Here is a 23,730-nt window from a genome sequence, read left to right as displayed (position 1 = left end):
GGAGAACGCGTCCTGACTCACGCCAAACGCTCAACGCTCAACGCCAAACGCTCAACGCTCAACGCTCAACGCTCAACGCTCAACGCTCAACGCTCAACGCCTCAATGCTGGTGCCCTGCCAAAGCACTGACCAAAGCCACCATGCCAATGCCCGCGCCCAACCACAGGATTTGGGCCGCTGTCTCGCGGGCTGTCAGGCGTTTTTGCAACTGCGGAATCAAGTCGGCCAAGGCAACATAGACAAAGCTGCTGCTGGCGACCACCAAGAAAAAGGGCAACCACTCGCGCAAGGCATCGACCAACACATAACCCACAGCGCCGCCCAATGCGGTAATGGCCCCGGCCATTGACACCTTCAGGATGGCCGCTTGGCGGCTGCTGTTGTCTTGACGCAACACCACCAAATCGCCCATGTGGTGCGGGATTTCGTGCGCCAACACCGCCAACGAAGCGATAACACCCAAATGCATGTCGGCCATGAATGCCGAAGCGATCAAGATACCGTCCCCAAAGCAGTGCACGCTGTCACCGGCCAGCACCGTCCACTGTCCGCGGTTTGACCCGTCTTTGCTGGAGGCACTGTGCGAATGACCGTGCGCATGCGCATGCGCGTGCGCGTGCGAATGGTCTTCTTGGCTTGGCCCATGTCCGTGTTCATGTCCGTGGTGCCAAAGTTCGGCTTTGTCGAGCAAAAAGAAAAACACCAAACCCACCAACAGACTCATGAACAACTCATGGGCCCCGGCCTCACTCTCAAAGGCCTCGGGCAACAAATGCAAAAACGCGGTCGCCATCAAAGCCCCGGCGGCCAAGCTCAGCATGTGTTGGGTGTAGCGGCTCAACACGCCAAAACTCAGCCAAGCTGCCACCCAGACACTGCCAATGCCCGCCACCAAAGTGCCCAACAAAATCGCCAATAAAGTCATTGTTTTTTCCGAGACATCTTGCACCCTGCAAGAAACCACCCCTCAAGGCGGTCTCTTGTCATACCCAGTCAAGCCACGCCGTGGCGCTTGAACCAAGCCAGCATGCGCTGCCAGCCGTCTTCGGCAGGCCCCTTGCGAAAGCTGCTGCGGTAATCGGCATGAAAGGCATGCGGGGCATCAGGATAAACCACAAACTCACTGGCTTTGGCCGCAGCGGGGCCTTGGGCCAGTTCGGTTTTCATCTTGTCCACGCTGTCAAGAGGGATGCCGGTGTCGGCAGCGCCATACAAACCCAACACGGGGGCCTTGAGGCTGCTGGCCAAAGCCATGGGGTGCGCGGGGGTCTGCGCCGTGGCATTGCCCACCAAACGGCCATACCAAGCCACGCCGGCCTTGAGCTTGGGCTGGTTCGCCGCATACAACCAAGTGATGCGCCCACCCCAGCAAAAGCCGGTGATGGCCAGCTTGTCGGTGTTGCCGCCGTTGGCTGCGGCCCATGCCACGCAAGCGTCCAAATCGCCCATGACCTGGGCGTCGGGCACTTTGGCGATGATCTCGGCCTGCAACTTGGCGATTTCACCGTACTCGTTGGGGTCACCTTGGCGGACAAACATCTCCGGTGCAATCGCCAAATAACCCGCTTGCGCCAAGCGGCGCGCGACATCGGCGATGTACTCGTGCACCCCAAAAATTTCGGAGATCACCAACACCACCGGCAAACCGGTTTTTCCTGCAGGTGCGCTGCGGTAAGCGGGCATCTTGAACCCATTCACATCGATCATGACCTCGCCACTGACCAAGCCTGTGGCCGGCGTTTTAATGGCCGTTTGCGCCATGATCGGCAAAGCCGCAGCAGCGTAACCCACACCCAATGCGGCTTTCAAAGCCACACGGCGAGTGGCACCGGCATCTTGTGTGCGCCCACCCAACAGGGCTTGCGTGTCTTCAATCAGGTTGTTGTTCAAGGCAGCTCTCCTTCAATGTGGAAAAAGCATTTATCTTGGCACAGCCGCCTCGTCATTTTCAAGACAAGGCGAATTAAACTTTGAACATGTCTGCTCAAACCTTGCCGATTCTGTACTCGTTTCGACGCTGCCCTTACGCCATGCGGGCGCGACTGGCCCTGCTGGCCAGCGGTGTGGCCTGGGAACACCGTGAAGTGGTTTTGCGGCACAAGCCCAGCCACATGCTGAGCTTGTCCCCCAAAGGCACCGTGCCCGTCTTATGCGTGCGCGCGTGGCCAGACGGGCTTGAAAAAAGCCAGGTGCTGGCGGAAAGCTTGGACATCATGCTTTGGGCCTTGCGCCAACACGACCCACTGGCTTGGCTGCCCAGCTCCGAGCAGGCATGGGTCGATGCCATGGCCTGCATTGCGCACAACGACGGCCCATTCAAACAGCAACTGGACCGCTTCAAATACCCCGATCGATTTGGGCTTTTGAGCGGCTTGACCGAACGCGACCAGGCCGTGCCTTGGCTGCAGTCGCTGAACGCGCGCTTGCAGGATCAAGCCTTTTTGGCAGGCAGGCAATGGGGCTTGAGCGACGCGGCCATTGCGCCCTTTGTACGGCAATTTGCCCACACCGACCCGCTTTGGTTTGCAGCCCAAGACTGGCTTTTTCTGGCCGATTGGTTGACTGCTTTTGAGTCCTCTGACCTCTACCACCGCAGCATGCAAAAACACCCACCATGGAGCGCGCCTTGAAACTCCACCCAAGCAGTGCAAGGCCTCTTTGGGCGCTGGCCTTGCTGCGCCCGTGATGCCATTACCATGCAACAACACCTCAACACCCAAATACCCGCATGCAACTGAACATCAACGGCCAAAGCCGCACCTCTTCTGCCGATCCGAGCATGCCCTTGCTGTGGGTGCTGCGCGACGAATTGAACCTGACCGGCACCAAGTTCGGCTGCGGCGTGGCCGCTTGCGGTGCCTGCACGGTGCATGTGAACGGCCAGCCCGTGCGCTCTTGCGTGATGCCCGTGTCGGCGGTGGCCCATCAACCCATCAAAACCATCGAATCCTTGGGCACGGCAGAAAACCCCCACCCGCTGCAAGCCGCTTGGATCGCCGAGCAAGTGCCGCAATGCGGTTACTGCCAAAGCGGCATGCTGATGGCCGCTGCCGCCCTGCTCGATCAAACGCCCAAGCCCAGCGATGCCGACATCGACGCCGCCATGACCAACCTGTGCCGCTGCGGCACTTACCAGCGCGTGCGCGCCGCCATCCACCGCGCTGCGGCCAGCCTGCAGCCAGGCGGTGCCGCATGAAGCGCCGCACCTGGTTGCTCAGCGCGCTCGGCGCGACCGGCGCACTGCTTGTCGGCTGGGGCGTGATGCCCGCCCGCTCACGTTTGGGCACACCCGAACTCATGCTCAAAACCCCAGGCGATGTCGCTCTGAACGGCTGGATCAAAATCGCCCAAGACGGCGCGGTGGTGCTGGCCATGCCGCGCAGCGAAATGGGCCAAGGCGTGCACACCGCGCTGGCCATGCTGGTGGCCGAAGAACTCGATGTGCCGCTTAGCCGCGTGCGCTTGGAGCCAGCCGGCAACGACAGCATTTACGGCAACGTGGCCATGCTGGTGGCCAGCCTGCCCTTTCACCCGATGGACAGCGAGGGCGAGCACAAACCCGTCAAGATCAAGATGGGCGAATGGCTGGTGGGCAAAGTCGCCCGCGAACTGGGCATCAACGCCACCGGCGGATCGTCTTCGATCGCCGACCTGTGGGACCCTTTGCGCATGGCCGCTGCCACGGCGCGGGCCAGCTTGCTGCAAGCCGCTGCTGCCGCTTGGCAAGTGCCCGCCAGCGAGATCACCGTGGCCCAAGGCGTGATGCAGCACGCCTTGGGCCAATCGGCGCATTACGGCCAAATGGTGGCTGCCGCTTCGGGCAGCACGCCCTCGGGCATCCAAACCAAATCGCGCGAACACTGGCAGCTCATCGGCCAACCAGCGCCCCGCACCGACGTTCCGAGCAAAGTCACAGGCCAAGCCCAGTTTGGTGCCGATGTACGCCTGCCGGGCCTGCTGTTTGCCGCCGTGCAGATGTGCCCCATGCTGGGCGGCAGCGCTGCATCCATGGACACCCAAGACGCCTTGGCCCTGAAAGGCGTGTCCAAAGTTGTGCCGCTTGATGCCTGGGGCGGCGGCACGGCAGGCTTGGCCGTGGTGGGCCAAAGCACCTGGCACGCCAAACAAGGCGTGCAGGCCATCAAAGTGCAGTGGCAAGCACCCGGCACGGGAGCGCTTGATACCCAGCGCATCCAGGCCGACTTGCTCAAGGCCCTGAACACCGAAAGCGGCTTCACTTTTCACGAACAAGGCGTGCCCACCCAGGCCGAAAAAGCCGCCACCACCCGCATCGATGCGCTGTACCAAGCGCCTTATCTGGCCCACGCCACCATGGAGCCGATGAACTGCACCGCGCAAGTCAAAGACGGCAAGGTGACGATCTGGGTGCCCACGCAAGTGCCGCAAATGGCCCGCGACATGGCCGCCAAAGTGGCCAAGGTCGACGAGACCCAAGTCACCGTGCACGTCACCCAACTGGGCGGTGGTTTCGGTCGTCGCTTGGAAGTCGACTTTGTCGGCCAAGCCGTGCAAGTGGCCATGGCCTGCGAGGGCCAGCCGGTGCAACTGAGCTGGTCGCGTGAAGAAGACATGACACACGATTTTTACCGGCCCATGCAACTGGCCAAACTCCAAGCCTCGATCGACGAGAAAGGCTCTGTGACCAGCTTGCGCATCCAATCGGCCGGTGACGCCATTACCCCGCGCTGGACGGCACGCGCCGCGCCCATCATCTCTGGCCCCATCGACACGCCCGACAAAACCACCTCAGAAGGCCTGTTCGATTTGCCCTACGGTTTTGCCAGCCAGCACATGAGCCATGTGGCCACGAAGTCCGGCGTACCGGTGGGCTTTTGGCGCGCGGTCGGTCACTCGCACAACGCTTTTTTCTCAGAAAGCTTCATCGACGAACTGGCCTTTGCCACCAAGCAAGACCCGCTGTCCTTCCGCCTGAGCTGGTTGAAAGACGCACCGCGTTACGCCGCCGTGCTGCAGCTGGCGGCCGACAAAGCCGCTTGGGGCACACCCCTGCCTGCGGGCCGTGCGCGGGGCATCGCGCTGCACAAATCCTTTGGCTCCATCGTGGCGCAAGTGGCCGAGGTCTCGCTGACGGCAGGCCAGATCCGCGTGCACCGCGTGGTGTGTGCCATCGACTGCGGCACCGTGGTCAACCCCGGCACCGTGGCCCAGCAAATGGAAAGCAGCGTGGTCTATGCCCTGAGCGCCGCGCTGTACGGCCGCATCGACATCGTGGGCGGCGTGGTGCAGCAAAGCAACTTCCCGAGTTACCCCATGCTCACGCTCAGCCAGGCACCCACGGTGGAGACCCACATCATGCCCAGCACCCGCCACCCGGCAGGCGTGGGCGAACCGGGCTTGCCGCCACTGGCACCGGCGGTGGGCAACGCGTTGTTTGCCCTCACGGGCAAGCGGCAAAGGGCTTTGCCTTTGGTGGTGTGACGCCCGCGCCAGCGATTCGCGATGAATCTGCACACCGCACCCGCCCCACAGCGGCGGCCCGCGTGCGCTCCAGCGCAAACGGTGGGCGCGCGCTGTAGCGCAGCTAGCGCTCCAGGCCCGCGAGGTCATGCGCTGCAATGCAAGCGCTGGTGCCCACCAAAAACCTGCTGTGCTTGTAGGCCAGCATCTTTTGGGCCTCAAAACCCTCCAGCAGGCCAGGCCCACAAAGGCGCGCAGGTTGCTTTTGCGCAAGCTGGCCTGCACTTGGGCCACGGTATCCGCATTCACGCCAGTGGCCGGGTGGAAGATGACACCCGGCGCACGGGCTTGCATCAGGAAAGCATGCACACCCGGTATACCCGTCTTTCAGTCTTCGCCTTTCCCAGGGGTGTCTACGGGCGTGGCCAAGCTCTCAACGCGGCGCTCGGCCCGCTCGCGTGACCACTGCGCCTGCAGCTGCTGCCGGCCGCGCTTGGCCACCGCAATGAGCTGGGCCTCGTCGCCCCGGTGCGCGGCCATCTCGTGCAGCAGCTCCACGGTGTGCCGGCGAAAACGCAAGGCCTGGTTGCGCGCCGTGCGGCGCTCCCAGCCCATCAGCTCGAGCACGCTGCGCCCGCTCATGAGCGCCGCGTCCAGCGTCTCGCGTTCCACGTGCTGCACGCCGCGGTTGTGCAAGCCCATCCAGTGGTCTGCATTGCGCGCGCGCACCACGAGCTGGGCCTGCGCAAAGTGCTTGTTCAGCAAATCCACCACCTCCAGGCTCTGATCCACGCTGTCGATGGCGACGACAATGACCCTTGCGCTGCCAGCACCGGCCGTGCGCAGCAAATCCAGCCGTGTCGCGTCGCCGTAGATGGCCGGCCAGCCGAAGCGGCGCACGATGGCCACCTGATCGGGGTCGTGGTCGAGCACCGTGGCCGCCAGACCGGCGGCGTTGATCAGCCGCGCCACCACCTGCCCGTAGCGGCCGAAGCCCAGGATGAGGATGGACGCGGTCTGCGCCTCGTCGATCTCGTCCGGCCGCTCGGTCACCTTGCGGGCACCCAGGCGGGGCACTATCCAGCGGTCCACCAACAACATCACCAGCGGTGTGCACAGCATTGAGATGGTGATGGCTGCCAGAAGAAAGCTGCCTGTGGCCGGCGGCATCAGCCCCGCGCCGCCCGCTGCCTGCAACACCACGAAGCCGAACTCACCACCTTGCGCCAGCATCACCACGAACACCGCTCGCTCGGCCAGCGGCACCGGCATCAGCCGCGCCATCGCCAGCAACAGCAACGCTTTGAGCAGCACAAAGCCCAGCACCACGCCGACCATGGCCAGTGGGGCAGCGACGATCACCGCGAAATCGATGCTCATGCCCACAGCAATGAAGAACAGACCCAGCAGCAGGCCCTTGAAGGGCTCCAGGTCGGTCTCGAGCTGGCGGCGGTACTCGCTCTCGGCCAGCAGCACGCCGGCCAGGAAAGCGCCCAGCGCCATCGACAGCCCGGCCGCCTGCATCAGCGCCGCCGTGGCCACGACCAGCAGCAGGCTGGCTGCGGTGAAGATCTCTGGGGTGCGACTGCGTGCGATCCAGCCCAGCGCCGGCTGCAGCAGCCACCGCCCGCCCAACACGATGGCAAGCACCAAGCCAATGGCGATCAGCGCCGTCAGCCAGCCCGGCCGCGCGTCGGCTGCTGTGCTCACCGCCAGCAGCGGCAGCAGCGTGAGGATGGCGATGCCGCCGATGTCCTGGAACAGCGACACCGAGAGGATGCTGCGCCCGCCGGTGGTGGACATCAGGTTGCGCTCGGCCAGCATGGCCAGTGCGATGGCCGTGGAGCTCTGTGCCAGCGCCAGCCCGGCCACCAGCGCCACGCGCCAGTCCAGGCCCAGCGCCATGCCCACGGCGGCGAGCAGCGCGGTGGAGCCCAGCAACTGCACGTTGCCCCAGCCGAAGATGGGCACACGCAGCTGCCACAGCCGGCGCGGTTCAAGCTCCAGGCCCACCAGGAACAGCATCAGCACCACGCCGAACTCGGCAAAGCCCAGGATCGCCGCCGGGTCGCTCACCAGGCCCAGCGCCCAGGGCCCGATGGCGATGCCCGCAGCCAGGTAGCCGATGACCGCACCCAAGCCCGTCAGCCGCGCAATGGGCACGGCCAGCACCGCAGCCCCCAGGAACACGAGCAGGTTGAGCAGCCACCCAGAAACCTCAGCGCTAGTGGCCCTGCTCAGTGCGATCAACGAAAGAAAATCCAGCCACATGAACTAAAGTATGACACAGCTGGTGCGACCAAAAACCCTTCATTTGCGCCTCAAAAAATCAGCCGATTGGGTCACCATGTGGGATATCTCGTCTCAACGCCTGTGGCCAAGGGTGTTTTGAACACCATCCTTAGTGGTTACCGGACGGATAGGAAATCCAAGCGCATGAGGACGACCATGGTCCAGGTTTTGGGCATCACAGGCCTTCAGGCTGGGTCTGCCTGAAAGCTTGTTCAGGGCCAGTTGCCCGAGATTTTTTCGGTTTGCGCATTTTTTGGCAGTGACAGACGCAGCCCTGCCTATCAGCATTGGCCAAACCGCTGTTGCCATGGCTCACCAACTGACGCGCTGACCGGCCTCGAAGTCCGGTGCCACTTGGGCCGCTTCATCCCAATCTGACGCGACGTCGACACCCTCGCCTATCCGCACACCGCACCCGCCCCACAGCGGCGGCCCGCGTGCGGGCGTGATGCGCAGCGGCTCTGCATCCACCCTGATGTGGTCCAGTATTTGGTGGATGTCAACGCGGTGAGTGATGAAGGCTTGTGATGCGCATCTGACCGCCACAGATCGGGCATACCTTAGGAAACACCTCGCAGATGCGGGCGATCAGCACCGCCCACAGACAGTGCGCCGGGCGCTAGGGCTGCGCGGGCTGGACGGGCTCGGGCTGGTTGGGTGCGCCGACCGTGGCCACGCCCATGGCGTTCACCGTGACATCCACCGTTGCGGGCACGCCGACTGGCTCGTGCTGTGCCGTGCCCGCGCCTGCGGTTTGGCCTGCGGCCTGTGCCACCACTGCAGCCCTGTGCGGCGAATGGGGTGCCAGCACGCCGAAATACCGGTGGCGGTGCGTGCGCGGTGGTGGCACCAAGGCTGCAATGCGATCAATCAGCTCCAGCGGCGTGAGGGAGATCTCGTCCACTGGGTGCTCCACTTGCCGTGTAGCTTGCCACCGGGCTCGCTGTGCTGCTTGGCGCAGCGGTAGATGCATCCGCAGACTCCAGCGGGTGGCCCGGGTCGGTGTCTTGAAGCACCGCGGCATAAGCGCCCAGGATCTGGGCGGTCAGGTGGGACAGCACGTGCGTGCGACGCTCCACCAGGCCGATGGTTCGCGTGACTTCGGGGAACTGATTGAAGCCCAGCCGGGCGTCCGAAACCCAGCCCTGGATAAGGGGTAACAAGGACACCCCCAGGCCGTGCTTGACCGCCGCGAGAATGGCCTCCTGGGAGTTCAACTCCATCACCGGTTCGACGTGAATGCCTCGGTGGACCAGAAAGTGCTCGATCTGCCTGCCCGTCCAGGTGGAACGGTCCAATGCGATGTAAGGCTGCCGGGTGAGCACATCGGCCAGGTGGGTGAAAGGGGTCCTCGCATGCCGGACCAGGGTAAAGGGCTCGGTATAGATCGGGTGCACGATGAACTCCTCATCCAGGGCCGTGGGCGGACAGGTGACGATGGCGCCGTCCAGTACGCCGGCAAGCACCTTGGCGACCAGGTCGGGCGAGGGGCCGGCGTGGACCTTGATCTGCAGGTGCTCATGCTCGGCCATCACCCGCTGGATCACGCTGGGAAAGGTGCCCAGCAAGGCCGAGTTGAGCACGCCCAGAGAGATCACCCCCCGCACCGGTTGCGCCAGAGGCGTTCGTTTGAGTTCGTCGTAGGCCCGCACCAATTTTTCAGCTTTGGGCAGCAACTGGTAAGCGGCCGCGGTCAGGCGTATGGACCGTCCTGTGCGAACAAAGAGCGCCACCCCAAGCTCATCTTCGAGGAGCCTCAACTGCACACTGACGGCCGCTGGCGACAGGTGCATATCCAGTGCTGCGGCCGCAATCGTCCCTCGACTGTACAAAGCCAGCAGCGAGCGAAGATGGTTCACGGTCATGCCAGATCAGATCCACTTTCATGCCTGAAGGTTGGACATCCTTCGGGCAGGGGCCCAGCGCTGCCGACGATCAAGTCGGCTGCGCCCTGAATGTGGTCGAGTATCTCAGGCTCTCTTGTATTGAAGAAGCCCGCCCGTGACTTTGGGAGGTCTTGCCCGTATGGCCTCTTCAATGGGGTCTGTGCCCCAGCCGGGCCGATCGGGAATCAGCAGGCATCCGTCTTTGAATTCGGGCGAATGCGTGTACAGCTCACTCTCCCAGGGCAGCCGGTCGATGTCGACCTCCATGATGTGCAGGTTCGGCACCGCCGCCGCAAAATGCGCGTTCATCATGGTGCACAGATCACCGTAGAAGTTGTGAGGCGCAACATTGACTTCATGGGCTTCGGCCAGGGCGGCGATCTTGACCGCCTGCCAGACTCCGTTCCACACCGCATCGACGATGGCCACGTCCATGGCCTGATGTTCAAAGTAGGGCAGAAAATTGCGCATGCCGATCAGCGTCTCGCAGGAACTGATGGGGTGGGGGCTGTTGCGGCGCACATCGGCAAGGGCTTTGGCGCTTGCGAGGTCGATCTCGACCCAGTACAGGTCCAGATCGGCCAGTTCCCGAAGTACGCGCTTCAAACCCTCCGGTTTGGCGTTGAAATTGAAGTCAATCAGCAGCCCCATGTCGGGACCGGCACCGTCGCGCAAGGCCTCCAAGTGGTTGCGGATGTTTCGAATCAGCCGCTTGTCCACCGGTAACTCAGGCAGGAACTGAACACCGAAACCCGGTCGCCAGGCGTAGGCGTCGCCTTCGTCGTGAACGAAGAGGTTGGTCTTGAGGGCCTTGAAGCCGCGCGAACGGGCTTCCGCAGCGGTGGCTTTCACACCATCCAAGTCTTTGACAGCGGGACCGTAGAACTTGGGGTGGTTGATGCGCCAGGTCGGGCAATGTGACCAGTACACATTCACCTGGTCCCTGATTTTGCCCCCCAGCAGTTCATAGCAGGGCACGCCCAGGGACTTGGCTTTGGCGTCCAGCAGTGCATTCTCGATGCAGCCGATGGCCTGGCCGATGACGCTGCCTGGCGCCGGGCGGGTCAGGCAGTTGGCAAGCTGGCTGAATTTCTCATGGGCATGGACCGACTCCCCGATCAGGCGGTGCTTGAGCTTTTCAATGATGGCTGTGATGCCGGGCGAGCCGAAGCCCTCGTCATACTCGCTCCAGCCGACGATGCCGGTGTCTGTCGTGATCTTGAGAAAATAGTAATTGCGCCAGCCCGCATCGCAAATCAGGGTTTCAACGGTGGTGACTTTCATGCCTTATTCCTTGGACGGTCGGTTGTGTGGTTCATGCGACGCTTCATTCGCCGAACTGGCTGTGGGCTTCCATGGCGCGCAGGGAGTAAACATAGGCAGCGCCTGCGTTCAGGGCGATGGCCGTGCTCAATGCATCACTGAGCTCGGCCTCGGACGCGCCGGCTTCGCGGGCGGCCCGCGCGTGAGAGGCAATGCAGCCGTCGCAGCGCGTCGTTACGGCCACGGCCACCGCGATCAGCTCCCGTGTCTTGGCATCCAGGCCATTGGCGCCCTGCGTGGCATTGAGCCCCTGAAAGGCCTTCATGAGTTGGGGATGGGCCTGCGCCAGGCGGGCGCTGGCCGCGCGGGTTTGCGTCAGCTGGTTTTTCCAATCGTTGAGCATCCGGGTTTTCCTCTCACGGTTTGAATCTTGTGATGTTGTAAACGGTCAATTGCCGGCCAAATAACTGCTGCAGCAGATGCAGTGCAGCATCACCTTGAGGGCACAGGGCAGCCATCAATCAAGAACAATGTTCAAGGATTTGATTATTTTTTCATACTTGATCAAGTCGTTATTGATAATCTTTGCAAATTCCTCCGGGGTATTTCCCACAGATGTGGCACCGAGCGAAACAATTCGCTCCTGAACAGACTTCTCATTGATGACAGCGACAATTTCTGTATTTAATTTTTTAATGACAGCAGACGGTGTGGCGGCAGGAGCCAAAACTCCATACCAAGAAACAAGGTCGAAGCCCGGAATTGCATCAGAAACCGGAGCAAGCTCTGGAGCAAGAGGTGAACGCTTCTCAGAAGTTATAGCCAATCCTCTAAGACTTTTATTGCGAATGTAAGGGAGTACCTCATTGATTGCCAAGAAATCAGTATGCCCACCCATAACGTCCGTAATGGCTGGCGCACCCCCTTTGTAAGGAATGATCTTAATATTGGAACCTATGGATTGCGCCAGCATGGCACAAGCCAGATGCCCACTGGTTCCCACCCCACTGGAGGCACACGATAAATTGTCAGGCTTTGATTTTGCCTGATTGATCAGGTCAGTCATAGAGTTTATTTTTGACTTAGGAGACGTTGCAACGTAATTTGCGATGGTCAATACCTGCGTGATGGGAGTCAAATCTTTACGAAGATCAACAATCTTGTTGCGATAAAAAAACTCGCCCAAAACATTGGCAAATGTCCCCATTAAGAAAGTGTGTCCATCCGTAGAAGCAGCCACAAATTGAGAGCCGATCATGCTGCCAGCCCCAGGCCTGTTTTCAACAATGACGGGCTGCCCTAATTTCCCACTCAAAATGGGTGCAATCTGACGGGCCATGATGTCAGTATTGCCGCCCGGCGCAAACCCGACAACCAACTTGATTGGCTGGGTCGGCCACGCATAAGCCTGGCCAACGACAAGCGCGCCAAAAAAAAGAGAAATAATTTTTTTAATATTTTTATTGAGAGTCATGGAAGTCTCCTAGGTTGAGAGAGTTTTGATCCCCTCGAGGACGGGACGCTGAACACATTTGAGCGAATCCTAAAGACCGGGGCAATTCTTGAAAAGCAAAAATTTCAGGCGCTGAGCATCAGGCAATCCGATGCTGCTGTGTTGATGCCCCAGGACTTGCGAGGCTCGAAGGACTTGGGCCATGAGGTGACAACGCTGCGCAGGCGGCGGGTTCGTGACCAGGTGACAGGTGGCATGGCCTACAGCGGATGCTCGCCAAGTCACTGATGCGAACAGGGTAGGGTATGCGCTGGAGCCGGCCCCTGGACTGCTCGGTACAGAGGCCACCGCGCAAAAAAATCCAGGAAGCGATCCCGGCGTGCTTAGCCATTGGCGCTGACGGGCCCAGCGAATGCTCCCAGCGATGGTCGGGCGTCCCGGCAGCGGACAGGAAATCCAAGCGCATGAGGACGACCATGGCCCAGGTTTTGGGCCTCACAGGCCTTCAGGCTGGGTCTGCCTGAAAGCTTGGCCGATGCTTTCGCCCAGCGAGCGCACCAGTGCCAGCTCAGACTTGTACTGCATCGCGTTCAGAGCCGCATTGCGCAACAACTTGATCAGGGGCACAAAAAACTGCGGCCGCACCACGTACATCTTGGGGTAGCGGTGCGACACATCGACGATGCCGCTGTTGTACAACTCGCCTTACGGTTCATGCAGTGGCTCCAGCAGGGACACCAGCACCGCGTACTCGCAGGCCTTTTCTGTGCGGTCCTTGTCCAGCTCTTTCAGAAAATCTTCGCTCCGCTTCTTGGTGGCAGTCTCGTCGCTTTCGTTATTCATCTCAAACATGATGGAGACGATCTCGGCACCCGACTCGTCCACGTTGCGAAAAATGTAGTCACCCTTGCTGCCGGTGCGGGCGTCGTTGTCTTTCTCAAAATGCGCCCGTTGAAAGGCGGCTGCACGGATGCGCTTGAACTCAATCTCGCAGTGCTGCTCCAGGGTTTCACCCACCATCTTGGTAGACAGCCGCGCCTTCATGTCGCGCAGGCGCGCAATCTCGCCATCACGGTCGCGAAGCTGCAAGGCGTATTGCTCCTTGATGGCTTTTTCTTCCAGCTGGTTTTTCACGGCAATCAGGTTGAGGTCATTTTTCAAGCCATCGCGCTCCTTGGCAACCACCCCCACGGCCTCGTTCACGGCCACAGTCACGGCCAGTTGCCGCGCCGTTTCGCTGGGCTCAAACTTGGCTTGCAGCGCCTGAATTTCGGCGTCCTTTTTGGCAGCTTCGGCCTGCAGAGCATGGGCCTGCTTGGCCTCGGCCAACTGGGCTACCGGTTGATGCGCGTTGCGCGCTTGCTCAAGTTCGTTCGCCAGCGCCTGAATCTCCGTGTCTTTGGCAGCCGCTGTTTTTTGCAGCGCATTAGTGATATTGGCCTCGGCCAAAGCAATCGCGCCCTGCTTTTCCCGTTCGGCCAACTCCAGCCGCTCGTGCAACTGCTTTTCAAAATCGCCATCGCGCACCTGCTTGAGGATGTCGGCGTACCCTGTTTCGTCGATCTTGAAGGCTTTGTGGCAGTGGGGGCAGATGATTTCGTGCATGCCGGATCGCTCCATGTTTATTAGTTATTGCCGAGCATTAAATCGAATGAGCTCGTTCGCAAGAGGCTCAATCTCGGACCGCTCACCAAGCATTTCAAAGGTTTCTGCATCAATGAAGTCGACACGAAAGAAATTCGGTGGAGCGTCATCTCCATTTCCTTCGCTGCAAAAGTACTAATCAGGCGAATCGAGCCCAGCACTTTGTTATTGAATTCGACTCCCCTAAAAGCGAAGTGCCAGCCGTAAACCTTCACAGAAGGGATTCCCTATCTGCTACAACGGGAATACAGTCATAAGCCACATAAACAGCCGCCCAATCATCGTCATTTACTGCTGGAACTGTTATCAAGCGCTGGGTTACCCCGTCTAGAAATACATCGAATTGCGGTGGGGCACTAAAGAAGGCCCCCGCATTTTCAGCGGCCTCCTTCGCGCTCGAATAGAAAGTGCGTTTTCGCAGGGGCACAAATTCACCGCTTGTCAAACGCTCGGCAATATCAACAATCTCACCGGAAAAGTACATGCTCACAATGTGTTCGTCCACTATTGGCACACCGTTGACTGGCATGCCGGAATGAATGGCGTCATTCAACACGACTACCGCTAAGATACTGAAGCCTGACGACAGTTCAATGCCAAACTCTCTGAGCCGTGCTCGAAATGCGTCCCTATGCGCCGTGACGGCGGTTGCTTTACGTTGAATTTGTGCTGCCGCACCAACCACAAGATCTCGATGTCTCGCATATTGCTTTGCTTCAGTGGGAGAGACGGAGCACTTCGCCTCTCCGAGGATAACCAAGTCACCGACAACTAAAACCAAATCGATTTCCTCCTCCCTGTCTCCAGATGGCCTAAACCTGAGCCCAGTGTCAAGAACTCGTGCGTTGCTGAGCAGCGGTGAACGTTTGATGTCGCGCTGAATTCGCTCGCGCAGATGTCGCTCAAACGCGGGGCCGCGCGGCCCCATGTCAACTTCTAATTGACGCAGCCACACGTCGACAACGCGTCTCAAGTTTGGATGCGCTGTCACAGCGAAGATCGGGGCTACAACGTTGTCCCCCACAGGCACGAGCGGCTGCGCCCAAAGCTCCTGCCCCTGATTGCCTCTATAGGTCAAGAAGCTCAAGAATGCGGTTGCCCTTTGGTAAGAAACGGCAACGCTTTCAGCGATAGTGCGGATCAATACATCCGTTTGCAAAACTGGGGCATGAGCGGGAAGCCACGAGTTGGGGTTTTCACTGTCGAATGCAAACTCCACGCCTTCGAGTTGGGACTTCAAAACTTCTGAGCACCGAATAACGACAGCCCAAACACGAAGCAGTTCATTCAGGGTTCCATTGTCAAGAGTTGAAATCGTGTCGTCGAGAAGCTCTTTGTAATAAGGCTCACAAGCGTATGCAAATAGTGATGCAAGATGCGCCCCTTCTTGTGTCGGTTGGTTTGGCGGGGAAAACTTAATGACCTGTTTGCGCCCGTTTTTCGCAATGTGTTGTATGTCGCGAAAGCCTAATCCGCCATGCATGCCGATGTGCGATTCATAACTTTTAGACATAGCAAAAAATTGAAGGTTTAGGTTTTCCTGCCTCGCTTGACTCGCTGCGCGCAACCTTAACCAGAAATGGTCGGAAGGAGAATACGTCGTTAAATGGTCATTTAAGCCAGGACGGAATCCATTCCAAAGACAGTCATCCCACAGTTCCACCATCGAAAAATATGCTTGCCCCAGATTGAAGTCAAAGCGGTAACCTTCCCAGTCCGCTGTTCCGAATTTCGGGCTACCTACCAGTGATTGCGCATTGCCAAGAGTCACTTTTATAGGAATTTGCACAGCATCTACAGTAGATTGAATTACCTCATCAGGGCTGAAGCTGTCTCCAAACAACAAGGGGATTCTGATCGAAGTCAGATCAGAAGTTAGGGTTCGTCCGTCGGACTGAGCGACCACATCAAATGCGGCTCGGGTTTTTCGCAGTACGGCCAATAAATTATGGTTGGCAATAGAAACTAGAGCACGTAGCTTAGTGGTCGCGCTTACGTCAGTACGAGTTGTAACTGAAAGGGCCGAGCGGATGCTGTTCGCTTTTGCATGTATTTGAATTCCAATTTGGTGCAAACCAATATCTGCATCATCTTCCGCAAGACCTTTGAAAGCCTTGTGCCATTCTGCAAGCGTGAACTGCCGACGCAAAGGGCCGCTCACCTCATTTTTTTGTACACCTTCAAGAAAACGGCCCATGACAATTACTCCCTATTGATTTACGCATTCAACCATCTCGCCCATTTAGAATAAATACGTCGCTGACTTTGTCAAACGTAATGTAAGCTACTCATGTTTGTCACCCAATGAGAATGCGCTTGCACCAGGTTCCGCGCTACACGTTATCGCCATCAGATTTTGAAATGTTCGCAAGTGCACCACTTGGTGCATGGAAATTCAGTCGCACAGTGCCTGTTGGGCCGCCATCTCTTTGATTTGCAACTATGACTTCAACTACTTCGGGGTCGGTTGCATATCTTCTGTCGTAGTTTGAACCACGGTACAAAAAAAGCACTACATCTGCAAAACGGTCAATGTCGCCAAGATCGTTAAGCGTTGGGCGTTTGTCAGCTCTGGAATGCAATGTTCGCGGTAAATCAGAAATGAGCAAAATTGGCGAACGAATTTCCCGCGCCAACGATTTTATTTTTCGACAAATGCTGACGGCATCTGCAACACTGCTATTTGGTTGCCCTATGTTCTGTATAGAGTCGATGATCACCAGACCCAAAGCGCCGTGCAAATTCAACCGATGCCTACATTCCATCTGAATATCATCAAACGTCACATCACTTGCATCATGAACAGCAATGGTTGATTGCTGCAATTTATTAATTGCCTCGAAGTAAACCGGCCAGTCTGCATCCGTGAGGGTAGCAACGCGTAGTTTGGATGCAGCAATTTTGCTAGACACTCCTAATATACGATTCGTGGTTTGCACCGCAGAATCGTTTGGCGTGAAAATCAAAACTGGCAATCCCTGATTGCATGCGACATGCTCCGCGACATTCAAAGCAAATGCTGTCTTGCCGCTGTTGGCACAACCCGCCACGATAACCACTGACGCGACTTGAAAGCCGGAGGTAAACAGGTCAAGGTCGGAAAAACCTGTTGGAACACCTGTAACAGATGGCTGACCAGCATCAGATAGCGCTTCAACGTTGTCCAAGATCGTTGCCAACAAGCCATGGATATCTTGGCTTTGACTACCGTCTTCAGACGGTTTGGATAACTTTGGCGAAGCAGATGCAGGATCTAAGACTTTCAGTATTTCGTCCACAACATGGGGCAAGCCCATTGACGTTAGTACGGCAAGTTTGTCTCCAAGCGGCGGTGAAAAGCTAACCACCTCGGCCCGAGTCACGTTGTGCCACACCGGCAAAATAACCTTTTCGGCACCGTCTTCGCGAGCAACCAATCCATCCAACTCCTTTTGGGGCCACTCCTTTCTGAGAAAGTCCGGGCTTAGGACAACGAGCCCATATGTTGATTTGGAGAGCCCGCGGTCAATTGATCTGCGTAAGCTATCGCCAAGCTTGATTTCTGTTTCATCCATCCATATACGCAATCCGCGCTGTCGCAATTGCTCCGCCAGTGGGCGTGCGACTGCCTCCTTGTCCTCGCTTGCATGACTTATAAAGATGTCAAATTCCATTGTTAGAGTTTCCTGATTGGACGAATTGGCCATCACTTACTTGTCCGAAGGGGCGATCATTTGCGCGAATATCTTTTGCGATATTGTGTTGACATTCAGTTAGGTTTTGGAGGTGATCGCAATTTGCGATCACCTCGGCTTTTTCACCCTGCGTGAGTTGAAACAGGGAGGTGCCGGGGATCATGGCAGTCAAAATATGTGCGAAAAAAGTTCTCGCAAGCATATTACGAAATTAGTCCAAAAGAACCCGCCTCAGCACAAATTTGAATTTTTTGAGTGGCGTTGGACGGCCCTTTGCCCGGTGCCACAACGGCCAGTTAAGCCGTCACTGGCTTTAACGGCCCCCAGCTTGCCCCTGCACCAGCAGATCAAACACAATCCGCGCAAAGTTGGCGGCTTTGCTGGGGTCGGCCAGCAGCTGCATCATCTGGTTTTGGTGGGCGTCGCTGCTGTCAAGAATGGCGTCGTCAATCGCCTTTGAGAAGTCACCCAGCAGGGCCTGCTCGGGCGAGTTGTTCTCGATCTGCTTCATCACCAAGATGTTCTTGCCCACCTTGTCGCGGATGGTGTAGGCGTAGTTCACCATGTCCTTGTCGGTGAGCTGGTCGGTGACACCTCGTTCAGGCGGTTGATGATCTGCAACAGATACTCTTCTTGTCTGTCCTTGGGCTTGGCCGTGCCCAGGCCTTCGCCCGGCTCCAGCTTGTACTCAGGGGTATTTTCTTTGAGCACCAGATCCTGCTGGCGTATCTTGGCCACGCGGTAGTGGCTGAGCACCACGTTGCCCAGGTCGATGTCGTCGTCATCGAGCAAGGTTTCGCGCAGCATGGGCCGCAGGTTGCGGGCGCACAGCTTGGGCTGGTCAAAGCCGGTTTGGAACTTGTTGGCGACGATCATCACTTGGTAGTCGTCCGAATCAAAAGCCTTGCGCATGTCGCGGCCCTTGAGGTTCGGGTTCATATTGCTTTCGGTGAACTTCTCGCCGATCAGGCCCGCCGTGCTCTGGCCCACCATGGCCAAGTCTTTGTCGGTGAAGATCACCTCGCCCAAAAACGCCACCATGGCGTGAGTCTTCTGGTAGCCAGGTTTTTCACCTTGTTCCGCGATGTACTTGTCAAAACACTGCTTGTAGCGCACCGCTTCCTTGCGCGAGCTGGTGACCACCATGGCCTTGGCCTGCCCGCCGAGCAAGCCCATCACCTTGTCCTTGAAGTGCGCCACGATCACCATCACCTTCTGGGCAATGTTGTGGTCGTGCAGGCGCACCCGGGCCAAGACACGCTGGCCACATTTTGGCGGCGCTTGACCAAAGAAGTGAAGACGCTGTTCCTGCAAGTGCGGGTGCTGGCGCGCGAGATGAAGCGGCTCAAACGGGGACCGCTCGCACTGGACGGCACCAAGATCGACGCCAACGCCAACGCCAGCAAGCGCAAGGCCCTGAGCCCAAGCCGCCGCAGGCAGGCCCCAAGAGCACCGATCAAGATGTCATGGCTATCGCGTGCGCCGTGCAAGATGCGGATGAAGGTGACCTGTTGTGGCGTGGACTCGAAAAAATCACGCAGCTGCCATGCGCGCACCAACGCAAGTGAAGAGACAGCTCGGGCCGCAGCCAGAGGGCCAATTGACAAGTGGACTTGATTTCAGCCCCCGCTTAAGGCCTTGAGGATTTTCTGGCCACCACGGCCACTGGCCTCCATGCCCAGACGCTTTTGTTCGGCGCGGATCGCCTCGCGCGATTTGTCGCCCAACATGCCGTCAATGGGGCCAATGTCGTGGCCGCGCATCGTCAACAAGCCCTGCAACTCGCGCCGCTCGGCGCGTGACAGGCCGGCATCGTCGGTGGGCCAAGGCGTGGCGAAGGGACCACCGCCGCGCAGCCGGTCGCTCAGGTGGGCAATCGCCAGGCCGTAGCTTTCGGCGGCGTTGTAGCTGTAGAGCGCGTCAAAGTTGCGCGTCACCAAAAACGCCGGACCCTTGGCCCCGGCCAGTGTCAACAAGCCCACCGCGCCCAAGCTGTCGGGCAGGGCCGAGCCATCGGTGCGCCGCACGCCACGGGCGGTCCATTCCGACACCGGGCGCTTGCTGCGTCGGCCTTCGCCGGCCAATGACAGGCCCGCAGGCAACTTCACCTCTATGCCCCAGGGCAGGCCGCGTTGCCAACCCGCACGGGCCAAAAAGTTGGCGGTCGAGCCCAACGCGTCCACGCTGCTGTCCATCAGGTCGGCGCGGCCGTCGCCATCAAAGTCCACCGCCAAGCGCTCAAAGGTGCTGGGCATGAATTGGGTGTGGCCAAACGCCCCCGCCCACGAGCCCACCAAGCGCTCAGGCGCGATGTGCCCGGCTTGCAAGATGCGCAGCGCTGCGAAAAACTCGCCCCGAAAATAACTTTGCCGCCGCCCGTGACACGACAGCGTGCCCAGCGCCTGCACCAGCGGGTATTTGCCAAAGGTCTGGCCAAAATTGCTTTCGACCCCCCACACCGCCACCACCGTGGCCGGGTCCACGCCAAAGCGCTGCTCGGCACGCGCCAAGGCTTGGCGCTGCTCGGCAAGGCGTGCCGCGCCATCGGCCACGCGCTCTTCGTCCACCAAGGCCGACATGTAGTCCCAAATGGCGGTGCGAAATTCGGGTTGAAAGTTCAGTTTTTCAATGACACTGAAATCGGCCTGCAAGCCCGCCGTGTGGCGCGTCCAGGTGGCATCTGTGACTTTGGCCGTGCGCGCAGCCGGACGCAGCTCGGCCATGCAGGCCGACAAATCGCTGCTTTGCGCCCAAGCGGCGGGCATGGCCAAAACCAGGGCCATGCAAGCCGCCGCCCAGCGGTGGGAGATGGACTTCGGCTTCATGCGTGCGCTCTGCGGCAAGTGTGCAGCGCCTTGGCTGCAGGCCTCGGGTTAAAAAAGTGTGTGGACATGCGCAATTTCCCAGAAGTATTGAACCGGTGTCGCTCCTTGCGGGCGAAGAACCACGCAGGCGAATGTACAGGGTATGGCGAGCATGCGCTGCGTTCAGCGCAGATTCTTCGCGGCGCGGACGCCGCGCCCACAGGGAACCCGTTCTTCGCGGCGAGGACGCCGCGCCCACAGGGAGCCCGCTCTTCGCGGCGAGGACGCCGCGCCCACAAGAAAGCCCGCTCTTCGCGGCGAGGACGCCGCTCCCACAGGAAGCCCGCTCTTCGCGGCGCGGACGCCGCGCCCACAAGAAAGCCCGTTCTTCGTGGCGCGGACGCCGCGCCCACAGGAAGCCCGCTCTTCGCGGCGCGGACGCCGCTCCCACAGGAAGCCCGCTCTTCGCGGCGAGGACGCCGCGCCCACAGGGAACCCGCTCTTCGCGGCGCGGACGCCGCGCCCACTGGGAGCCCGTTCTTCGCGGCGAGGACGCCGCGCCCACAGGGAGCCCGTTCTTCGCGGCGAGGACGCCGCGCCCACAGGAAGCCCGCTCTTCGCGGCGAGGACGCCGCGCCCACAGGGAACCGTGCAGGCCTGCATTTTGGGGCCAGATCAATCGTTCGCCACAGGCCCACCGCCATACAACCAAGGAACGTCCATCAAGCGCTCGCCCATCAGCCGCATCGACAGCTTGCGCCCCCAGGCCACGGGGCCCGTCGCATGGAAGATGCGCCCGTTGCGGATGGCACGCGCTTGCACGCGCGCATTGCGCGCCCAGCGTTGCTCGGCATAGGCCTGCAGTTGCTCGGGCACCGATGCGCCGCCTGCGCTCAGGCGCTGGGCCAGCACCTGCGCGTCTTCAATCGCCATGCCCGCGCCCTGTGCCAAATAGGGCCGCATGGGGTGCGCCGCGTCGCCCAGCAAAGCCACGCGGCCTTGGGCCATCTGGTGGGACGCGCTCAAGGGCGCACGGTCGTGCAGCGCCCACTGCCGCCAGGCGGGCACCGATGCCAAGCGCTCGTGCAAATCTGTTCCGACCGCACCCATGGCTTGCATCAGCGCCTGGGTCTGCCCGTCGCTGTCCCAAGCCTCGGCCTGCACGGGTTGATCGCCATGCACGATGGCCACCAGGTTCAGCCACTGCCCGCTGCGCACCGGATAATGCACCACATGCAGTCGCGGCCCCAGCCACACGGTGATTTGGTCGCTGCGCAAGTGTGCAGGCAAATCGGCCTGCGCCACCAGCGCCCGATACGCCAGATGCCCGGTAAAACGCGCCGGGGCGTCGCCCAGCAACTGCTGGCGCACTGCGCTCCACACGCCGTCGGCCCCGATCAAGGCGCTGGCCTGCAGGCTCAGGCCCTGTGCCGTGTTCACTTGCAAAGCCGCTTCAGTGCCTTGCCAGTTTTGCACGGTCTGCCCCAGCAGCAGGTCCACCCCGGCGCTTTGGGCTGCCCGGTGCAGCAAGCCCTGCAAATCGGCCCGGTGGATGGTGGCGTAAGGCGCGCCATAGCGCGCCTGCGCCCGCGCCCCCAAAGTCAGCCTGCCCAGCACCTGCCCGGTTTGGGCATCACGCGCTTGCAACTGCAAAGGGAAAGCCGCCAGCTGCGCCAGCGCCGCACCCAGGCCCCAGGCCTGCAAGATGCGCGTCACGTTCGGGCCCATCTGAATGCCTGCGCCCGCCTCGCTCAGCTGCGCTGCGCGTTCGAGCAACTGCACCGGCAAGCCGCGCTGCGCGCACGCCACGGCAGCGGCCAGGCCGCCTATGCCGCCGCCCGCGATCACCACCTGTTTGTGCGCTTGGCTTGTCATGCGGGGATTGTGCGGCAAGCCCAAGTTCCGCATCTCCAGCACTTGATCAAAGGCGCGTGCTTCAAGCGCCCACCAACACCGGCAAGCCCTGCACCTCAGAAAAGTCCCGATCATGGGTGACCAGGGCCGCCGCGCCGATGTGCAGCGCCGAGGCCAGCTGCACCGCATCGGGCAATTTGAGGCGGTATTGCACCCGCAACTGCGCCGCCAGACTGGCCACCGCCGCCGACCAAGGCACCACTTGGTAAGCGCACAAAGCCGCCTCGTAGCGTTTGGCCAAGGCCGTCTGGCCCGCCTTGAAAGGCCCGGTCAGCACCTCGGCCAAGGCCACGGTGCTCAAGGCCAGTTGGATCTGGCCGCGCTCTGCGGCTTCAAACAGGCCCACAAAACGGGGGGCGAATTCGGCATGGTCTTCAAGCAGGTAAATCCAGGGCGCGGTGTCCACCAGCACCGTGGCCCCTGCACTCAGGCCACCCAATGCGCCGCCGAAGCACGGACTCGGGCAAGCGTCGCCACCGCTCAGGCCCACTCTTGGCGCAACTGCGCCACCGCCGGGGCCGCACCCTCCGGCCACAAGCCGCGCCCCGAACCTCGCAAGGCCAAAAAACCGCCTTGCTTGATGGAGCAGGTTTGTGCCTCGCGCCACTGCGCCACTGGCACCACCACCGCCACCGGTTTGCCGTGGCGGGTGATCACGCTGCTGGTGCCCGCCACCGCCTCTGAAGCAATCAGCGGCAATTGAGCGCGGGCTTGTTCGAGTCCGTATTGCGGGGTGTCTGACATGGCCAACTCCTTGATTTATGTGCAGACCGTACAGAAATTTCAAGTCAGTTGTCAATGGCCCCTGCTGCCCCCATCGACAGTCAGCGGCCAACGGACACACGGATCTCAACGCCCGTTCATCGGATACGAAGGATCGTTGTATCCCGGTGTGGACGGATGGCCCGGAGCCACCAGGCTGTTGACCAGGGCTTCGTCTTCGGGCGTGATTTGCACAGCCAAAGCGCCCGCGTAGTCTTGCCACTGGGCCAAGGTACGCGGGCCTGCAATGACCGCGCTGACATGGCGATTGGCCAGCACCCACGCGGTGGCAAAGTGCGCCAGCGACACGCCCTTGCGCTCGCAATGCAGCTGCAAAGTTTGTGCGATTTGCAGCGACTCTGCGCGGAACTCGGTTTCCAAAATACGCTTGTCACCCCGGGCGACGCGGCTGCCCTCTGCGGGCGTCTGGCCGGGCGCGTATTTGCCCGTGAGCACGCCGCGCGCAATCGGGCTGTAGGGCACCACGCCCAAGCCGTAATGGCCGCAGGCCTCCAGAATTTCCACCTCGGGCAAGCGGTTGAGCAAGTTGTAATAAGGCTGGCACACCACGGGGCCGGGCATGTTCAGCTGGCGCGCC

19 protein-coding genes and 5 pseudogenes are annotated in these 23,730 nt (G+C 60.2%); 4 read left to right on the top strand and 20 right to left on the bottom strand.

The window, feature by feature from the left end; genetic code table 11:
• Positions 1–101 precede the first annotated feature (101 nt).
• Both ACIQ39_RS10160 and ACIQ39_RS10155 read right to left on the bottom strand, forming a co-directional pair.
• A complete protein-coding gene (locus tag ACIQ39_RS10160; RefSeq protein WP_396434483.1) occupies positions 102–926 on the bottom strand; it encodes a ZIP family metal transporter in 825 nt (274 codons plus the stop codon).
• 68 nt (positions 927–994) lie between these two features.
• Entirely contained in the window at positions 995–1,891 is an 897-nt protein-coding gene (locus ACIQ39_RS10155) for a dienelactone hydrolase family protein (protein ID WP_396434482.1), read from the bottom strand.
• Between the two features lie 86 nt (positions 1,892–1,977).
• Between ACIQ39_RS10155 and ACIQ39_RS10150 the strand changes: the two genes are divergently transcribed.
• The 3 genes from ACIQ39_RS10150 to ACIQ39_RS10140 all read left to right on the top strand — a co-directional run bounded on the left by ACIQ39_RS10150 (position 1,978) and on the right by ACIQ39_RS10140 (position 5,461).
• Positions 1,978–2,631 (top strand): glutathione S-transferase, encoded by a 654-nt coding sequence (locus ACIQ39_RS10150; RefSeq protein WP_396434481.1) that lies wholly within the window; start codon positions 1,978–1,980, stop codon positions 2,629–2,631.
• A gap of 98 nt (positions 2,632–2,729) precedes the next feature.
• Positions 2,730–3,197, top strand: coding sequence for a (2Fe-2S)-binding protein (locus ACIQ39_RS10145; protein WP_396434480.1), 468 nt, complete (start codon positions 2,730–2,732; stop codon positions 3,195–3,197).
• Positions 3,194–5,461 carry a molybdopterin cofactor-binding domain-containing protein gene (locus ACIQ39_RS10140; protein WP_396434479.1) on the top strand — a complete coding sequence of 756 codons (2,268 nt, stop codon included), beginning with the start codon at positions 3,194–3,196 and terminating at the stop codon, positions 5,459–5,461. Before ACIQ39_RS10145 ends, ACIQ39_RS10140 begins: the two co-directional genes overlap by 4 nt.
• Positions 5,462–5,489: 28 nt before the next feature.
• Here the strand turns inward: ACIQ39_RS10140 and ACIQ39_RS10135 are convergent.
• The 13 genes and pseudogenes from ACIQ39_RS10135 to ACIQ39_RS10075 form a co-directional block, all read right to left on the bottom strand.
• Positions 5,490–5,782, bottom strand: a pseudogene (locus ACIQ39_RS10135) (transposase); the annotation flags it as partial.
• Between the two features lie 45 nt (positions 5,783–5,827).
• The gene (gene kefC, locus ACIQ39_RS10130) at positions 5,828–7,711 is read right to left on the bottom strand and encodes a glutathione-regulated potassium-efflux system protein KefC (RefSeq protein ID WP_396434478.1); all 1,884 of its coding nucleotides are present in this window, start codon (positions 7,709–7,711) and stop codon (positions 5,828–5,830) included.
• 333 nt (positions 7,712–8,044) lie between these two features.
• A pseudogene (locus ACIQ39_RS10125) lies at positions 8,045–8,701 on the bottom strand (transposase); the annotation flags it as partial.
• A 119-nt stretch (positions 8,702–8,820) separates the two neighbouring features.
• Positions 8,821–9,597 (bottom strand): annotated as a pseudogene (locus tag ACIQ39_RS10120) (LysR family transcriptional regulator); the annotation flags it as partial.
• Positions 9,598–9,702: 105 nt separating this feature from the next.
• Complete coding sequence (locus ACIQ39_RS10115; protein ID WP_396434477.1) at positions 9,703–10,902, bottom strand: mandelate racemase/muconate lactonizing enzyme family protein; 1,200 nt, start codon at positions 10,900–10,902, stop codon at positions 9,703–9,705.
• Between the two features lie 43 nt (positions 10,903–10,945).
• Positions 10,946–11,284: a carboxymuconolactone decarboxylase family protein gene (locus ACIQ39_RS10110; protein ID WP_396434476.1), complete on the bottom strand. Its 339-nt coding sequence runs from the start codon at positions 11,282–11,284 to the stop codon at positions 10,946–10,948.
• 114 nt (positions 11,285–11,398) lie between these two features.
• Positions 11,399–12,355: a Bug family tripartite tricarboxylate transporter substrate binding protein gene (locus tag ACIQ39_RS10105; RefSeq protein WP_396434475.1), complete on the bottom strand. Its 957-nt coding sequence runs from the start codon at positions 12,353–12,355 to the stop codon at positions 11,399–11,401.
• A gap of 528 nt (positions 12,356–12,883) precedes the next feature.
• A pseudogene (locus tag ACIQ39_RS10100) lies at positions 12,884–13,939 on the bottom strand (DUF2130 domain-containing protein); the annotation flags it as partial.
• Between the two features lie 250 nt (positions 13,940–14,189).
• Complete coding sequence (locus tag ACIQ39_RS10095; protein WP_396434474.1) at positions 14,190–16,175, bottom strand: hypothetical protein; 1,986 nt, start codon at positions 16,173–16,175, stop codon at positions 14,190–14,192.
• A 136-nt stretch (positions 16,176–16,311) separates the two neighbouring features.
• Positions 16,312–17,631: a DnaB-like helicase C-terminal domain-containing protein gene (locus tag ACIQ39_RS10090; RefSeq protein ID WP_396434473.1), complete on the bottom strand. Its 1,320-nt coding sequence runs from the start codon at positions 17,629–17,631 to the stop codon at positions 16,312–16,314.
• Positions 17,621–17,815: a hypothetical protein gene (locus tag ACIQ39_RS10085; protein WP_396434472.1), complete on the bottom strand. Its 195-nt coding sequence runs from the start codon at positions 17,813–17,815 to the stop codon at positions 17,621–17,623. Before ACIQ39_RS10085 ends, ACIQ39_RS10090 begins: the two co-directional genes overlap by 11 nt.
• Before the next feature lie 150 nt (positions 17,816–17,965).
• Entirely contained in the window at positions 17,966–18,214 is a 249-nt protein-coding gene (locus tag ACIQ39_RS10080; RefSeq protein ID WP_396434471.1) for a hypothetical protein, read from the bottom strand.
• A complete protein-coding gene (locus ACIQ39_RS10075; protein ID WP_396434484.1) occupies positions 18,211–18,906 on the bottom strand; it encodes a hypothetical protein in 696 nt (231 codons plus the stop codon). The genes ACIQ39_RS10080 and ACIQ39_RS10075 overlap by 4 nt, the downstream gene beginning before the upstream one ends.
• On the opposite strand from ACIQ39_RS10075, the pseudogene ACIQ39_RS10070 reads away from it, so the two are divergent.
• Positions 18,880–19,074, top strand: a pseudogene (locus ACIQ39_RS10070) (IS5/IS1182 family transposase); the annotation flags it as partial. The gene ACIQ39_RS10075 and the pseudogene ACIQ39_RS10070 overlap by 27 nt on opposite strands.
• 197 nt (positions 19,075–19,271) lie before the next feature.
• Here ACIQ39_RS10070 and ACIQ39_RS10065 read toward each other — a convergent pair.
• From ACIQ39_RS10065 to ACIQ39_RS10045, 5 genes are all read right to left on the bottom strand, one after another.
• Complete coding sequence (locus tag ACIQ39_RS10065) at positions 19,272–20,477, bottom strand: lytic murein transglycosylase (protein WP_396434470.1); 1,206 nt, start codon at positions 20,475–20,477, stop codon at positions 19,272–19,274.
• Positions 20,478–21,131: 654 nt separating this feature from the next.
• Positions 21,132–22,331 carry an FAD-dependent monooxygenase gene (locus tag ACIQ39_RS10060; protein ID WP_396434469.1) on the bottom strand — a complete coding sequence of 400 codons (1,200 nt, stop codon included), beginning with the start codon at positions 22,329–22,331 and terminating at the stop codon, positions 21,132–21,134.
• Between the two features lie 61 nt (positions 22,332–22,392).
• The gene (locus tag ACIQ39_RS10055) at positions 22,393–22,860 is read right to left on the bottom strand and encodes a type II toxin-antitoxin system VapC family toxin (protein ID WP_396434468.1); all 468 of its coding nucleotides are present in this window, start codon (positions 22,858–22,860) and stop codon (positions 22,393–22,395) included.
• Positions 22,851–23,114, bottom strand: a complete 264-nt coding sequence (locus tag ACIQ39_RS10050; protein WP_396434467.1) for a type II toxin-antitoxin system prevent-host-death family antitoxin — start codon at positions 23,112–23,114, stop codon at positions 22,851–22,853. Before ACIQ39_RS10050 ends, ACIQ39_RS10055 begins: the two co-directional genes overlap by 10 nt.
• A 105-nt stretch (positions 23,115–23,219) precedes the next feature.
• A partial coding sequence (locus ACIQ39_RS10045; protein ID WP_396434466.1) for an aldo/keto reductase occupies positions 23,220–23,730 on the bottom strand: 511 nt, incomplete at its 5' end.

This window comes from Limnohabitans sp. (assembly GCF_044361645.1).
Lineage (GTDB): Bacteria > Pseudomonadota > Gammaproteobacteria > Burkholderiales > Burkholderiaceae_C > Limnohabitans_A.
Note: the sequence above shows the minus strand (reverse complement) of the source record. Positions and strands in the feature narration are given on the sequence as shown.

Bases quoted from the DNA above. Each gene is read 5' to 3' on its own strand.
- ACIQ39_RS10160 (WP_396434483.1), bottom strand. From the start codon at position 926: ATGACTTTATTGGCGATTTTGTTGGGCACTTTGGTGGCGGGCATTGGC.
- ACIQ39_RS10150 (WP_396434481.1), top strand. From the start codon at position 1,978: ATGTCTGCTCAAACCTTGCCGATTCTGTACTCGTTTCGACGCTGCCCT.
- ACIQ39_RS10145 (WP_396434480.1), top strand. From the start codon at position 2,730: ATGCAACTGAACATCAACGGCCAAAGCCGCACCTCTTCTGCCGATCCG.
- ACIQ39_RS10140 (WP_396434479.1), top strand. From the start codon at position 3,194: ATGAAGCGCCGCACCTGGTTGCTCAGCGCGCTCGGCGCGACCGGCGCA.
- kefC (WP_396434478.1), bottom strand. From the start codon at position 7,711: ATGTGGCTGGATTTTCTTTCGTTGATCGCACTGAGCAGGGCCACTAGC.
- ACIQ39_RS10115 (WP_396434477.1), bottom strand. From the start codon at position 10,902: ATGAAAGTCACCACCGTTGAAACCCTGATTTGCGATGCGGGCTGGCGC.
- ACIQ39_RS10110 (WP_396434476.1), bottom strand. From the start codon at position 11,284: ATGCTCAACGATTGGAAAAACCAGCTGACGCAAACCCGCGCGGCCAGC.
- ACIQ39_RS10105 (WP_396434475.1), bottom strand. From the start codon at position 12,355: ATGACTCTCAATAAAAATATTAAAAAAATTATTTCTCTTTTTTTTGGC.
- ACIQ39_RS10095 (WP_396434474.1), bottom strand. From the start codon at position 16,175: ATGGGCCGTTTTCTTGAAGGTGTACAAAAAAATGAGGTGAGCGGCCCT.
- ACIQ39_RS10090 (WP_396434473.1), bottom strand. From the start codon at position 17,631: ATGGAATTTGACATCTTTATAAGTCATGCAAGCGAGGACAAGGAGGCA.
- ACIQ39_RS10085 (WP_396434472.1), bottom strand. From the start codon at position 17,815: ATGATCCCCGGCACCTCCCTGTTTCAACTCACGCAGGGTGAAAAAGCC.
- ACIQ39_RS10065 (WP_396434470.1), bottom strand. From the start codon at position 20,477: ATGAAGCCGAAGTCCATCTCCCACCGCTGGGCGGCGGCTTGCATGGCC.
- ACIQ39_RS10060 (WP_396434469.1), bottom strand. From the start codon at position 22,331: ATGACAAGCCAAGCGCACAAACAGGTGGTGATCGCGGGCGGCGGCATA.
- ACIQ39_RS10050 (WP_396434467.1), bottom strand. From the start codon at position 23,114: ATGTCAGACACCCCGCAATACGGACTCGAACAAGCCCGCGCTCAATTG.